This is a genomic window from Halomonas getboli (assembly GCF_023094245.1).
GTDB lineage: Bacteria > Pseudomonadota > Gammaproteobacteria > Pseudomonadales > Halomonadaceae > Halomonas > Halomonas getboli.
In genome coordinates, this window is record NZ_JALMEW010000006.1 from 186,391 (window position 1) to 199,750 (window position 13,360).

Genomic DNA, 13,360 nt, shown 5'->3' on the forward strand with positions numbered 1-13,360 from the left:
TCGGCGCGATCAGCCCTCGAAGCTGGTCTCGGAGTAGAGCACCCGTACGCGCTTGGTGTGGGCGACCTGGCTCAGCGCCTCCAGGGCCTTCTGACCGTAGTCCTTGTTGACGTCGATGACCACGTAGCCGATGCGCTCGTTGGTCTGCAGGAACTGGCCGAGGATGTTGATATCGTTCTCGGACAGCACCTTGTTGATCTCGGACATCACGCCCGGCACGTTGTCGTGGATGTGCAGCAGGCGATGCTTGCCCGGATGCGACGGCAGCGCCACCTCGGGGAAGTTGACCGAGGTGATGGTGGTGCCGTTGTCGGAATAGGTCACCAGCTTCTCGGCGACCTCGATGCCGATGTTCTCCTGGGCTTCCAGGGTGGAGCCGCCGATGTGCGGGGTGAGGATGACGTTGGCCATGCCGCGCAGCGGGCTGACGAACTCCTCGCTGTTGCCCTTGGGCTCGACCGGGAAGACGTCCACGGCGGCGCCGTTCAGGCGGCCGGCCTCGAGCGCCTCGGCCAGGGCCTCGATCACCACCACGCTGCCGCGGGAGGCGTTGATCAGGATGCTGCCCGGCTTCATCAGCGCGATCTGCTCCTCGCCGATCATCCAGCGGGTGGAGGGCAGGTCCGGCACGTGCAGGCTGACGATGTCGGCGCGGGCCAGCAGTTCCTCGAGGCTGCCCACCTGGCGGGCGTTGCCCATGCCGAGCTTGGTCACCACGTCGTAGTAGATGACGTCGAAGCCGAGCGACTCGGAGAGCACCGAGAGCTGGGCGCCGATGCTGCCGTAGCCGACGATGCCCAGCGTCTTGCCGCGGGCCTCGTGGGCGTTCTTGGCCGACTTCAGCCAGCCGCCCTGGTGGGCGCGGGTGCTCTTCTCGGGGATGCCGCGCAGCAGCATGATCGATTCGGCCAGCACCAGCTCGGCCACCGAGCGGGTGTTGGAGTAGGGCGCGTTGAATACCGGGATGCCGCGCACCAGGGCCGCGTCGAGGTCGACCTGGTTGGTGCCGATGCAGAAGCAGCCCACGGCCACCAGCTTCTCGGCGGCGTTGAACACGCGCTCGTTGAGCTGGGTGCGCGAGCGGAGGCCGATGAAGTGGACGTCGCGGATCTTCTCGATCAGCGTCTCCTCGTCCAGCGAGGTCGGCAGGTGCTCGATGTTGGTGTACCCGGCATTGAGGAAGTGGTCCACCGCGCTCTGGTGGATGCCCTCGAGCAGCAGAATCTTGATCTTGCTCTTGTCCAGGGACGTCTTGGCCATGGTCGAATCAACCCTTCTACGGTGCGCGCCGCATGCCGTTCAGGCGAGGGACGACGCCCTCGAAAAGGGCGGAGGCCTGAACCGGTGCCGGCTCGAAAATGAGGTGGCTCATGCTACCACAGCGCGGAAATCCCAGGATGAAAATGCTGCGTCGCCGACTTGAGCCGCATGCATGATGAGCCCCGCGGTGCGCGGCCCGAGCGCGCCGTTGGCCGGGGCAGACGACCCCCGGGGGGGAGCGTGTATACTGTCGCCCTCATGGGGGGAGCGACCAACGAGGAACGCCATGGCGGAAACGCATAGCCAATCTGAGGGTGAGGCCGCACCGACGGACTTCGCCGCGACCGTCGAGCGCCTGGAGGCGCTGGTGGAGTGGCTGGAATCCGGCGAGCTGACGCTCGAGGGCTCGCTCGAGGCCTTCGAGCAGGGCGTGCGCCTGACCCGCGAGGCCCAGCGCCGCCTCGACGAGGCCGAACTCAAGGTGCGCACCCTGACCGAAGGCGAGGGCGGCGGCATCGATCTGCAGCCCTTCGCCCCGCCAGCGGAGGACGATGGTGAACGCTGACAGCCTGGTGGCGCGACTGGCCGCCGATCGCGCGCGGGCCGATGCCCGCCTGGAGACGCTCTTCTCGCGCTCGACGGTCGCCGACGCGCGCCTCGAGGCGGCGATGCGCCACGGCGTGCTGGTCGGCGGCAAGCGGCTGCGGCCGGTGCTGGTGTATGCCGCCGGCCGCGCCCTGGGCGCGGCCGATGCCGAGCTGGACGCCCCGGCCGCGGCGCTGGAGCTGATCCACGCCTACTCGCTGGTCCACGACGACCTGCCGGCGATGGACGACGACGACCTGCGCCGCGGCCAGCCCACGGTGCATCGCGCCTATGACGAGGCCACGGCGATCCTCGCCGGCGACGCCCTGCAGGCGCTGGCCTTCGAGGTGCTGGCCGAGACCGCTCACCCGCGGCTGCCGGCGATGATCGCCACCCTGGCCCACGCCGCCGGCCGCGACGGCATGGTCGCCGGCCAGGCGCTGGACCTCGCCGCGGTGGGCGGCCACCCTGACGTCAGCGCGCTGGCCACCATGCATCGCCACAAGACCGGCGCGCTGATCCGCGCCGCGGTGCGCCTGGGTGGCCTGGTCGCGGTGGCCGAGAGCGACCCGCGGCTGGCCGCCCTGGAATGCTACGCCGAAGCCATCGGCCTGGCCTTCCAGGTGCACGACGACGTGCTCGACGTCACCGGCGACACCGCCACGCTGGGCAAGGCCTCCGGCGCCGACGCCGCCCGCGACAAGCCGACCTATCCGAGCTTGCTGGGCCTGGAGGGTGCGCGGGCCCGGGCCGTCGAGCTGGTCGAGGAGGGCGTGGCGGCGCTGGCGCCGCTGGGCGAGGCCGCCGCGCCCCTGGCCGAACTGGCCCGATACATGATCGAGCGTGACCACTGAGGCGGCCCCCGGCCGCCCTGACAGATAGAGTCTTCATGAAGCTGTTCGATGACATTCCGCGCGAGCGTCCGGCCACGCCGCTGCTCGACACCCTGGAAACGCCGGCCGCCCTGCGTGCCATGGACGATGCCCAGCTCGCCCAGGTGGCCGACGAACTGCGCGCCTACCTGCTCTACAGCGTGGGCGTCTCCGGCGGGCACTTCGGCGCCGGTCTTGGTGTCGTGGAGCTCACCGTGGCGCTGCATCACGCCCTGGAAACGCCCCACGATCGCCTGGTGTGGGACGTCGGCCACCAGGCCTATCCGCACAAGATCCTCACCGGGCGCCGCGAGGCCATGACCGGCATCCGCCAGTACGGCGGCCTGGCCGCCTTCCCGCGGCGCGCCGAGTCCGAGTACGACACCTTCGGCGTCGGCCACTCCAGCACCTCTATCTCCGCGGCGCTGGGCATGGCGCTGGCCGCCCGCACCCGCGGCGAGCACCGCCGCGCCTGCGCGGTGATCGGCGACGGCGCCCTGACCGCGGGCATGGCCTTCGAGGCCCTGGCCCACGCCGGTCACGTCGACGCCAACCTGCTGGTGGTGCTCAACGACAACGAGATGTCGATCTCCGAGAACGTCGGCGGCCTGGCCAGCTATCTGGCGCGCATCCTCGCCAGCAAGCCCTACACCAGCATGCGCGAGGGCGGCAAGAAGGTGCTCTCGCACCTGCCCGGCGCCCTGGAGCTGGCGCGGCGCACCGAGGAGCACATGAAGGGCATGGTCAGCCCGGCCACGCTGTTCGAGGAGATGGGCTTCAACTACATCGGCCCCATCGACGGCCACGACCTGCCGGCGCTGGTCCACACCCTGCGCAACATGCGTGACATGGACGGCCCGCAGTTCCTGCACGTGAAGACCCGCAAGGGGCGCGGCTTCCTGCCCGCCGAGGCCGACCCCATCGGCTACCACGCGATCACCAAGCTGGAGAAGGGCGAGCCGCAGAAGAAGGACACCCCGCCGCCGCTCGAGCCGACCCCCGCGCCCTCACCCAAGCCGAAGCCTAGAAAGTACTGCAACGTCTTCGGCGACTGGCTGTGCGACATGGCGGCGGCGGACGAGCGGCTGATCGGCATCACCCCGGCGATGCGCGAGGGATCGGACCTGATCCGCTTCTCCCAGGAATACCCGCAGCGCTACTTCGACGTGGCGATCGCCGAGCAGCACGCGGTGACGCTGGCCGCCGGCATGGCCTGCGAGGCCATGAAGCCGGTGGTGGCGATCTACTCCACCTTCCTGCAGCGCGGCTACGACCAGCTGATCCACGACGTGGCGGTGCAGGAGCTGGACGTGACCTTCGCCATCGACCGCGCCGGCCTGGTCGGCGAGGACGGCCCGACCCACCACGGCGCCATGGACCTGTCCTTCCTGCGCTGCGTGCCGGGCCTGGTGGTGCTGGCGCCGGCCGACGAGGCCGAGTGCCGGGCCATGCTCAGCGCCGCCTATCATCATGCCGGCCCCGCCGCGGTCCGCTATCCGCGCGGCACCGGCCCAGGCAGCGAGATTCCCGCGCACCTGGAGCCGCTGGCCATCGGCCAGGCCCAGACCCGGCGGCGCGCCGGCGGCGAGGAGCCTAAGGTCGCCCTGCTGGCCTTCGGCAGCCTCAACGGCCCGGCCGCCGAGGTGGCCGAGCGGCTCGACGCCACCCACCTGAACATGCGCTCGGTGAAGCCGCTGGACCGCGACGCGGTGCTGGCCGCCGCCGCCGAGCACGACCTGCTGGTGACCCTGGAAGAAAACGTGGTCGCCGGCGGCGCCGGCAGCGGCGTCAACGAGGCGCTGATGGCGGCGGGCCACCGCGGCGCGGTGCTCAACCTGGGCCTGCCCGACGCCTTCGTCGAACACGGCAAGCCCGCCGAGCTGCTGGCCGAGTGCGGCCTCGACGCCGACGGCATCGAGGCGGCGATCCGCCGCCGGCTGGCGGGCGAGGCCACCGAATCGGGAGAGACTCCATGAGAATGATGGTATTCATTGGCGCCCTGCTGGGCTTCCTGGTCGGCGGCCCCATCGGGCTGCTGGTCGGCGGCGGCCTGGGCTACTGGCTGGCGCGCCGCCTGCGCAAGAGCATGCTCGGCAAGCTGGCCGGGGTGCAGGCGCAGTTCCTCGAATCGACCTTCGCGGTCATGGGCTGCCTGTGCAAGGCCGACGGGCGGGTCTCCGAGGACGAGCTCGAGGCCTCGCGCACGCTATGGGATCGCCTGCGGCTCAACGAGCAGCAGCGCGCCAAGGCCCGGGCCGACTTCACCCGCGGCAAGAGCGCCGATTTCGACCTCGACGCCGAGCTGGCCAAGGTGCGCCAGATCGTCGGCGCCCAGCCGGCGCTGCGCCAGGTGTTCCTGCAGGTGCAGCTGGCGGCGATCGCCGCCGACGGCCAGCTGCACCCCGCCGAGCACGAGATGCTGATGCGGGTGATGCGCGGCCTTGGCTGCTCCGAGGCCGAGATCGCCCGCATCGAGGCGATGCTGCGCGGCGGCGGTGGCGCCGGCGCGGCGGCCGAGTCCGGCCCGTCCCTCGAAGAGGCCTACGGCGTGCTGGGGGTGTCGTCCGATGCCAGCGACGCCGAGATCAAGAAGGCCTATCGCCGGCTGATGAGCGAGAACCACCCCGACAAGCTCGCCGCCAAGGGCATGCCGGAGAGCATGCGCGAGGTGGCCAAGGAGCGTACCAGCGAGATCGGCAACGCCTACGAGCGCATCCGCAAGGCCCGCGCCGCCGCCTGATTGCGCCTGGTAGCATGCGCCAACGCAAAGAAGCCCTCGACCTCGGTCGGGGGCTTCTTGCGTTCGGGGCCGGCGCCGCTTCAGCTGCCGCGGTAGGTGGAGTAGCCGTAGGGGCTCAGCAGCAGCGGGATGTGGTAGTGCTGGGAGGCGTCGGTCACCTCGAAGGGCACCGGGATCTCGGGGAAGAAGGTCTTGGCGTCGTGGTCGGCGAACCAGTCGCCGGTCTCGAAGGTCACGCGATAGACGCCCGGCGTGAAGGGCCGGTCGTCGGGATAGAGCGCCGAGATGCGGCCCGACTCGGCGGTGGTGCCGGTGGCCAGGGTCTCCCAGCCGCTCTCGGTGCGCTTCTCGAGCTGGACCTCGACGCCCGACGACGGCTGGCCGGACTGGATATCGAGCACGTGCACGCTCAGCGGGTTGTCGGCGGCCAGAGCCGGGACGGCGGCACACAGGCCGAGGGTGGCGATCAGCGTTCGGGAAAGACGCATGGGAGAATCTCCTGTGGGGATGGAGACGCCAGCCTGACAGCGCCTCGCCGTCGCTTCCCTGACGCCTAGATGACGACTTTGTAATGGGCAGCCCGCGCGCGTCGGGCTAGCCTGTGGCGATATTTCACGAGGGCCCGACGCATGCGCATCCTGCTGGTGGAGGACGAGAGCAAGACCGCCGACTATCTGGCTCGGGGGCTGGGCGAGGCCGGCTATCGGATCGAGGTGGCCCGGGACGGGCTGGACGGCCGGCACCTGATCGAGGAGGCCGACTTCGACCTGATCATCCTCGACGTCATGCTGCCGGGCCTGGACGGCTGGGAGCTGCTGCGCCTGATCCGGCGCCGCAGCCAAGTGCCGGTGCTGTTCCTGACCGCACGGGACGCCGTGGAGTATCGGGTCAAGGGGCTGGAGCTGGGCGCCGACGACTACCTGGTCAAGCCGTTCTCCTTCGTCGAGCTGCTGGCCCGGGTGCGGACCCTGCTGCGCCGTGGCCCGCCCCGCGAGCGGGAGCGCTTCCGGGTGGCCGACCTGCACATGGACGTGCTGAAGCGGCGGGTGACGCGGGGCGAGACGCGGCTGTCGCTAACTAACCAGGAGTTCGCGCTGCTGCAGCTGCTGCTCGAGCGCGAGGGCGAGGTGCTGTCGCGGACCCTGATCGCCGCCGAGGTGTGGGGAATGAACTTCGACAGCGACACCAACGTGGTCGAGGTGGCCGTGCGGCGGCTGCGGGCCAAGGTGGACGATCCCTTTCCGCGCCGGCTGATCCACACCGAGCGCGGCATGGGCTACGTGCTGGAGGAGCGTCCCTGATGCGCGTGCCGGCCTCCCTGTCGCTGCGGCTGTCGCTGCTCTTCGCCCTGGTGATCCTGGTGCTGCTCGGCGGCCTCGGCGCCTATCTCTACCATGCCCTGGGAGAGCAGCTCACCTGGCGCGACGACCGGATGCTGCAGGGCCGCCTCGAGCGCATGGGGGCGCTGCTGGACGACGGCGAGAGCATCGCGGCGCTGCGCCGTCGGCCGCTGCTCTACGCCAACATGCTGGGCAACCGCGAGAGCCTGCTGTGGATACTCGACGCCCGCGGCGCGCCGCTGATCGAGGTCAATCCGCCGGGCCTGCCGGTGCCCGTGCTGCCGCCGGCACCGGAGGGGCGGCTCGGCGAGCATCCCGCCGTCGCATCGACGCGGCTGGCCTGGCGCAGCGTCGAGCATGACGGGCGGCGTTTGACCCTGGTGGCCGGCAAGACCCTCGACGAGCGCGAACGCATGCTGGCCGCCTATCGGCTGCGGCTGTGGCTGGCCATGGGGGCCGGCGCGGTGCTGGCCCTGGCACTGGGCTGGGGCGTCGCCCGGCGCGGGCTGCGCCCGGTCAGGCGGCTGGCCCGCCGGGCGCGCACCATCGACGTGGCGCATCTGCATCGGCGGCTGGAGGCCAGCGACGAGACGGCGGAGCTGCGCGAGCTGAGCCGCGCACTCAACCAGATGCTGGCGCGCCTGGAGGAGGGCTTCGCCCAGCTGTCGCGCTTTTCGGAGGATCTGGCCCACGAGATGCGCACGCCGCTGGGCAACCTGCTGGGGGCGACCCAGCAGGCCCTGCAGCGGGAGCGCGTGCCGGAGGAGTACCGCCAGCTGCTGGGCTCCCACGTCGAGGAATACGAGCGGCTGTCGCGCATGATCGAGACCATGCTGTTCCTGGCGCGCACCGAGCAGCCGGCGCGGACGCTGCCGCGCGAGACGATCGACCTGCGGTCGTTCGTCGAGCCGCTGTGCGACTACTTCGAGGGCATGGCCGAGGACGATGGGCGAGCGCTGATCAACGACACGGCGGGGCGGGTGACGGCCAATCCCGACCTGCTGCGGCGGGCGCTCGCCAACCTCATCGACAACGCGCTGCGTCATGGCGACGGCGGCACCGAGATCCGCCTGGTATCGCCGTCGGAGGCGGGATGGCGGCGCATCGGCGTGATCAGCCACGGGGCGCCGATTCCCGGCGCGGAGCGGGAGCGGCTCTTCGAGCGCTTCTATCGCGGCGATCCGTCGCGTTCTCGGCCGGCGGGCACCGGCGGCCTGGGGCTGGCCATCGTGCGTTCCGTGGCGCAGCTGCACGGCGGGACGGCGTGGTGCGAAAGCGACGCGGCCGCTACCGTCTTCTGGCTGCGTCTGCCGGCGGACGGCGGTGGTGGCCGCGCTGCTGCCTGATCCGTGCCTGGCGGCATGCGCCAACGTAAAGAAGCCCCCGACCTCGGTCGGGGGCTTCCTGCATGGGGACGCCGGGATGCGGTCGCGATAAGGCGAGCGGCGGGCTGCCGGGGCGGGGTTCCTTCCTCAGCCCTGAGTGGCCTGGCGGGCCAGTTCGTCGGCATAGTCGCTGGCGGCGATGCGGGTCTGCTGCTGGGCGTTCAGCCGCAGGCGTGCCTGGGCCATGGCCTCGCTGGCGCCCCAGGTGGCGACGACGTCTTCCTGGCTGGCGTCCTGCGCTGCGGCGCTCTGCGCGGTCGCGGTGGACAACGGCTCCTGGTTGAGCAGCAGGGCGCGCTCGGCGGCGTTGTCGGCCTGGGCGGCGAGGGGCAGGGCGGCGAGCAGCAGGCTGGCGGCGATCATCTTGGTCTTCATGAGGTGTCTCCTCTCGGTCATTCGGTGCGTGGCGAAGGCGTCTGATGTGTCCTGCGCCTTTCGATGTGGAGAATAATAGTAGCACGCTAAATGTAAACAAAGTCACAGTTAGTTATAGCGCCGATAAAGTCGGCCTATCTCAATGTCGGCGAGAGAAAATGTCAGCGAGAGAACGCGGGCGAATCGGGGGAAAGGGGCCGGCAGGAAGACGCTCAGCCTGAGTAGGGCAGCACGTCGGTGATCACGGCGGCGTAGTGGCAGGCGCTGCCACCCATCACGCACAGGTGCCAGGCCGCATGGTTGAAGGGAATTGCCTGGACCATGAAGAACACCAGGCCCAGCGAGTAGGTCAGGCCGCCGGCGACCAGCAGCGTGAGACCGGTAGGCGTGAAGACGCTCGAGAATTCGCCGGCCGCGAGCACGATCAGCCAGCCCATCAGCAGATAGTTGCCCAGGTGCAGGCCGCCCAGTGCGAAGGGGCGGGCCAGCTTCAGCGCGATGCCGGCCACGGCCAGGGTCCAGATCACCGCCAGCAGCGGTTCGCCCAGGGAGTCGCGCAGGTTGACCATCAGGAAGGGCGTATAGGTGCCGGCGATCAGGGCGTAGATCGCGCAGTGATCGAGCATCCGGAAGGCGCGCTTGAGGCCGGGATGGCGCGTGCCGTGGTAGAGGGTGGAGGCGGTGTAGAGCAGCACCAGGGTGGTGCCGTAGAGCGAGACGGCGGTGAGCTTGCCGGGGCCGTCGCGGCTGCCCAGCGCGATCAGCGCCACCAGCCCGACCACGCTCAGCAGCGCCCCCACGCCGTGGCTGACGCTGTGCAGCAGCTCCTCGAGGAGCGAATAGCCGGGATCGTCGCGGGGCGAGGGTCTGGGCATGAAGGGTTCCTCCGTTTGTCCTTCGACGGCGGCGTCGAAGCGGAGGTTCCCGTCAGGGCCGGGCGGTGAGGATCAGGATTTGCGTTCTATATCCACGTCGCCGGCCTGGGTGAAGTCGCCCAGTGCCATCATGTGGCCGAGCTTGCCGGCCTTGGTGGAGAGGTAATGCTCGTTGTGCGGGTTGAGGCCGGTGGTCAGGCCCACCCGCTCGCTGACCTCGACGCCGACCTGGGTCAGGGCGTCGACCTTGCGCGGATTGTTGGTCATCAGCTTGAGCGCGCCGATGCCCAGATGGTCGAGCATCGGCAGGCAGAGGTCGTAGCGGCGCAGGTCGGCGGCGAAGCCGAGCTGCTCGTTGGCCTCCACGGTATCGGCGCCCTGGTCCTGCAGGTGATAGGCACGGATCTTGTTGAGCAGGCCGATGCCGCGGCCCTCCTGGCGCAGGTAGAGCAGCACGCCGCGGCCCTCGGCGGCGATGCGCTTGAGCGCTTCCTGCAGCTGGTAGCCGCAGTCGCAGCGCATCGAGAACAGGGCGTCGCCGGTCAGGCATTCGGAGTGCACGCGGCCCAGCACCGGCGCGCCGTCGTCGACCTGGCCCAGGGTCAGGGCGATGTGATCCTTGCCGGTAGCCTCGTCCTCGAAGCCGTGCATGGTGAAGGTGGCCCAGGGAGTGGGCAGCCGGGAGGCGGCGATGTAGCGAATCGTCACGATGTACCTCGATGCATGACCATGGCGTGGCCGATGGATATGGCCGCATTCTATCAGGACGATGCGGGCCTCACGAGCAGCCCGTGCGGTGCCGATGGGTTACAATGTGGCCCACATTTCCCGTGGACGAGCGCCCGCATGGAACTCAAGAACGATCGCCTTCTGCGCGCCCTGGCGCGGCAGCCCGTGGACCGCACCCCGGTGTGGATGATGCGCCAGGCCGGGCGCTACCTGCCGGAATACCGCGAGGTGCGCGCCCAGGCCGGCAGCTTCATGGACCTGTGTCGCGACCGCGATCGCGCCTGCGAGGTCACCCTGCAGCCGCTGGAGCGCTACCCGCTGGATGCCGCCATCCTGTTCTCGGACATCCTCACCATCCCCGACGCCATGGGCCTGGGGCTGTACTTCGAGACCGGCGAGGGGCCCAAGTTCCGCAAGCCGGTGCGCACCGCCGAGGCGGTCGATGCCCTCAGCGTGCCCGACGCCGAGCGCGACCTCGACTACGTGATGAACGCCGTCTCGACCATTCGCCGCGAGCTTAACGGCCGGGTGCCGCTGATCGGCTTCTCCGGCAGCCCCTGGACGCTGGCCACCTACATGGTCGAGGGCGCCTCGAGCAAGGACTTCCGCCACGTCAAGGCGATGCTCTACGATACGCCGGACACCATGCACCGGCTGCTCGACACCCTGGCCCATGCGGTCACCGACTATCTCAACGCCCAGATCCGCGCCGGTGCTCAGGTGGTGCAGATCTTCGACACCTGGGGCGGGGCGCTCTCGACGCCGGCCTACCTGGAGTTCTCGCTGCGCTACATGGAGCAGATCGTCGCCGGGCTGATCCGCGAGCACGAGGGCCGCCGGGTGCCGGTGATCCTGTTCACCAAGAACGGCGGCCAGTGGCTCGAGGAGATGTCGGCCTCCGGCGCCGATGCCCTGGGACTGGACTGGAGCACCGAGCTCTCCGACGCCCGGGCGCGGGTCGGCCATCGCGTCGCGCTGCAGGGCAATCTGGACCCGAACGTGCTGTTCTCGCGGCCGTCGGCGATCCGCGCCGAGGTGGCGCGCATCCTCGACAGCTACGGCGAGGGCGCCGGCCACGTGTTCAACCTCGGTCACGGCATCAGCCAGTTCACCGACCCGGACCACGTCACCGCTTTCCTCGAGGCGCTGCACGAGCTGAGCCCGGCCTATCATCGGCGCATCGCCCATGACTGAGCCGGCTCGGCTCACTGACCTGCTGCGGCGCTGGCACGATCGGCGCCGCCTGTGGGCCGCGCTGGCCCTGGCCGCGGCGCTGACGGTGGCCTGGGGCAGCCTGATGCCGGGCGACGAGCTACCCGAGTCGCTGCCCTGGGACAAGCTCAACCACTTCCTCGGCTACGCCGCCATCGCCGGGCTGAGCGGGCTGGCCGGGCTGCGTCTGCCGCTGGCCTTCGTCGCGGCCGCGCTGTTTGGCGTGGCGATCGAGTTCGCCCAGATCGCGGTGCCCGGCCGCTTCGGCGGCGATCCCGCCGACATCCTGGCCAACGCTCTGGGCGCGGGCTGTGCGGTGCTGGCGCTCCACGGGCTGCGGCGGGGCTTTCTTCGCTAGCCGTCCTGGGCTATCTTGCGCCCGCCGCCGCGCCGGCGGCCCGATTTTCCCAGGCGTCACCACTATCCCCCTTCCCTTATTTCACTGTCACCCTGAGGGTCCCCGATGATCACCTCTCTCGATTCTGGCTGGTTCACCGAAGTCTTCGACAGCCACGGCAGCGCCTTCTCGCTCAAGGTGTCCGAGAAGCTGCACGAGGTGCAGAGCCCCTATCAGCACCTCGAGGTCTACGCCACCGAGACCTTCGGCAACCTGCTGGTGCTCGACGGCTGCGTGATGCTGACCGACCGTGACAACTTCCTCTATCACGAGATGATCGCCCACCCGGCGCTGTTCACCCACGCCGATCCCAAGCGGGTGGTGATCATCGGCGGCGGCGACTGCGGCACCCTGCGCGAGGTGCTGCGCCATCCCGGCGTCGAGAAGGTCACCCAGATCGATATCGACGAGGAAGTGACCAAGGCCTCCGAGCGCTTCTTCCCGGCGCTCGTCGAGTCCAACGACGACCCGCGCGCCGAGCTGCGCTTCGACGACGGAGTGAAGTGGATCGAGGAAGCGGACGACGACAGCATCGACGTGCTGATCATCGACTCCACCGACCCGGTGGGCCCGGCCGAGGGTCTGTTCAAGACCGACTTCCTGCGCCGCTGCCACCGCGTGCTGCGCCCCGGCGGCGTGCTGGTGCAGCAGAGCGAGTCGCCGCTCTATCACAGCGGCTCGATCATCCGCGAGCTGCGCCATGACATGCGCGAGGCCGGCTTCGACAGCGTGGCCACGCTGCCCTTCCCGCAGCCGGTCTATCCCTCCGGCTGGTGGAGCGTGACCCTGGCCGGCAAGGCGACCGACGTGGCCACCTTCCGCGAGGTGGAGGCCGCGGCCAGCGAGATGCCGCTCGACTACTACACCGTCGAGGCCCATCGCGGCGCCCTGGCACTGCCGCCCTTCATGCGGCGGCTGTTGAACGACTGACGCTGGCGTGCAGCGCTCATAGCAAAGAACCCCGGCCAAGGCCGGGGTTCGTCGTTTCAGGCGGGGTGCCCGCTGCGCGGCAGGCAGTATCTACAGCCGCGGCTCGTTGGCCGGAGCCGGCTCCGCGTGGCCGCCGGCCAGGTCGAGACTCGGCTCGTCGTGACGGCGCTGAGGCGGCGCCTGGCGGGCCACCCGGGCCGGGCTCAGCACCGCGTCCTCGGCGTCGACCTCGCGGGCGCCGGGGACCCTGGCGTGCTCCTGGTCGTGGACCGCGGGGCGACGCTCGATCGAGCGGGTGACCACCGAACCGGCGGGGAAGCCGGCGCGCTGGGCGGCCAGGTGATGGGGCAGCAGCCACAGCTCGGCCAGCAGGCGCAGGGCGACCATGGCCAGCAGCGTCGCGCCGCCGCCCAGGGCCAGCGTCGGCCAGGCCGAGCGCCAGTCGGTCTCGGCCAGCCAGGGCGTGTGCGGGGCCAGCCACAGGCCGCCGGCCGCCAGCAGGCCGAGCTGCAGCACGGCGTGGCAGAACAGCAGGGTGCGACGCGGCAGGGGATGCCGCGGGAACAGGAAATGGCGCATATCGAGTCCTCCGGGATGCCGGGCAGTCTTGCCGGCGCTCCGTGCCGGCGAGGGCGGCATCCTACCCCAGCCGGCGGCCGC

At 70.2% G+C, this 13,360-nt stretch carries 15 protein-coding genes; 9 read left to right on the forward strand and 6 right to left on the reverse strand.

Features of this window, described 5'->3' with window-relative positions:
• Positions 1–9: 9 nt before the first annotated feature.
• Positions 10–1,260, reverse strand: a complete 1,251-nt coding sequence (gene serA, locus MYL53_RS13860) for a phosphoglycerate dehydrogenase (RefSeq protein ID WP_247854532.1) — start codon at positions 1,258–1,260, stop codon at positions 10–12.
• A 286-nt stretch (positions 1,261–1,546) separates the two neighbouring features.
• Between serA and xseB the strand changes: the two genes are divergently transcribed.
• From xseB to djlA, 4 genes are read left to right on the forward strand one after another with little or no spacing between them, the layout of a single operon-like run.
• Complete coding sequence (gene xseB / locus MYL53_RS13865) at positions 1,547–1,825, forward strand: exodeoxyribonuclease VII small subunit (RefSeq protein WP_247854533.1); 279 nt, start codon at positions 1,547–1,549, stop codon at positions 1,823–1,825.
• A complete protein-coding gene (ispA, locus tag MYL53_RS13870; RefSeq protein WP_247854534.1) occupies positions 1,812–2,699 on the forward strand; it encodes a (2E,6E)-farnesyl diphosphate synthase in 888 nt (295 codons plus the stop codon). Before xseB ends, ispA begins: the two co-directional genes overlap by 14 nt.
• A 35-nt stretch (positions 2,700–2,734) precedes the next feature.
• On the forward strand, positions 2,735–4,693 hold the full coding sequence (gene dxs / locus MYL53_RS13875) for a 1-deoxy-D-xylulose-5-phosphate synthase (protein WP_247854535.1): 1,959 nt from the start codon (positions 2,735–2,737) through the stop codon (positions 4,691–4,693).
• Positions 4,690–5,457 (forward strand): co-chaperone DjlA, encoded by a 768-nt coding sequence (gene djlA / locus MYL53_RS13880; RefSeq protein ID WP_247854536.1) that lies wholly within the window; start codon positions 4,690–4,692, stop codon positions 5,455–5,457. The genes dxs and djlA overlap by 4 nt, the downstream gene beginning before the upstream one ends.
• Positions 5,458–5,537: 80 nt before the next feature.
• On the opposite strand, the gene uraH is transcribed toward djlA, so the two are convergent.
• The gene (gene uraH / locus MYL53_RS13885; protein ID WP_247854537.1) at positions 5,538–5,945 is read right to left on the reverse strand and encodes a hydroxyisourate hydrolase; all 408 of its coding nucleotides are present in this window, start codon (positions 5,943–5,945) and stop codon (positions 5,538–5,540) included.
• A gap of 141 nt (positions 5,946–6,086) precedes the next feature.
• Here uraH and MYL53_RS13890 point away from each other — a divergent pair, with 141 nt between their 5' ends.
• Both MYL53_RS13890 and MYL53_RS13895 read left to right on the forward strand, forming a co-directional pair.
• The gene (locus MYL53_RS13890; RefSeq protein WP_247854538.1) at positions 6,087–6,758 is read left to right on the forward strand and encodes a heavy metal response regulator transcription factor; all 672 of its coding nucleotides are present in this window, start codon (positions 6,087–6,089) and stop codon (positions 6,756–6,758) included.
• The gene (locus tag MYL53_RS13895) at positions 6,758–8,143 is read left to right on the forward strand and encodes a heavy metal sensor histidine kinase (RefSeq protein WP_247854539.1); all 1,386 of its coding nucleotides are present in this window, start codon (positions 6,758–6,760) and stop codon (positions 8,141–8,143) included. The genes MYL53_RS13890 and MYL53_RS13895 overlap by 1 nt, the downstream gene beginning before the upstream one ends.
• A gap of 126 nt (positions 8,144–8,269) precedes the next feature.
• Here the strand turns inward: MYL53_RS13895 and MYL53_RS13900 are convergent, their stop codons facing one another.
• The 3 genes from MYL53_RS13900 to ribA all read right to left on the reverse strand — a co-directional run bounded on the left by MYL53_RS13900 (position 8,270) and on the right by ribA (position 10,140).
• Positions 8,270–8,557, reverse strand: a complete 288-nt coding sequence (locus tag MYL53_RS13900; protein WP_247854540.1) for a hypothetical protein — start codon at positions 8,555–8,557, stop codon at positions 8,270–8,272.
• Between the two features lie 212 nt (positions 8,558–8,769).
• Positions 8,770–9,432, reverse strand: a complete 663-nt coding sequence (gene trhA / locus MYL53_RS13905) for a PAQR family membrane homeostasis protein TrhA (RefSeq protein WP_247854541.1) — start codon at positions 9,430–9,432, stop codon at positions 8,770–8,772.
• A 72-nt stretch (positions 9,433–9,504) separates the two neighbouring features.
• A complete protein-coding gene (gene ribA / locus MYL53_RS13910) occupies positions 9,505–10,140 on the reverse strand; it encodes a GTP cyclohydrolase II (RefSeq protein ID WP_247854542.1) in 636 nt (211 codons plus the stop codon).
• A 138-nt stretch (positions 10,141–10,278) separates the two neighbouring features.
• On the opposite strand from ribA, the gene hemE reads away from it, so the two are divergent.
• The 3 genes from hemE (at position 10,279) to speE (ending at position 12,700) form a co-directional block, all read left to right on the forward strand.
• Positions 10,279–11,355 carry a uroporphyrinogen decarboxylase gene (gene hemE / locus MYL53_RS13915; RefSeq protein WP_247854543.1) on the forward strand — a complete coding sequence of 359 codons (1,077 nt, stop codon included), beginning with the start codon at positions 10,279–10,281 and terminating at the stop codon, positions 11,353–11,355.
• Positions 11,348–11,731 carry a VanZ family protein gene (locus MYL53_RS13920; protein ID WP_247854544.1) on the forward strand — a complete coding sequence of 128 codons (384 nt, stop codon included), beginning with the start codon at positions 11,348–11,350 and terminating at the stop codon, positions 11,729–11,731. Before hemE ends, MYL53_RS13920 begins: the two co-directional genes overlap by 8 nt.
• A 105-nt stretch (positions 11,732–11,836) precedes the next feature.
• Positions 11,837–12,700, forward strand: coding sequence for a polyamine aminopropyltransferase (gene speE / locus MYL53_RS13925; protein WP_247854545.1), 864 nt, complete (start codon positions 11,837–11,839; stop codon positions 12,698–12,700).
• Positions 12,701–12,790: 90 nt separating this feature from the next.
• Here speE and MYL53_RS13930 read toward each other — a convergent pair whose 3' ends face one another.
• Positions 12,791–13,279: a hypothetical protein gene (locus MYL53_RS13930; RefSeq protein ID WP_247854546.1), complete on the reverse strand. Its 489-nt coding sequence runs from the start codon at positions 13,277–13,279 to the stop codon at positions 12,791–12,793.
• Positions 13,280–13,360 lie beyond the last annotated feature (81 nt).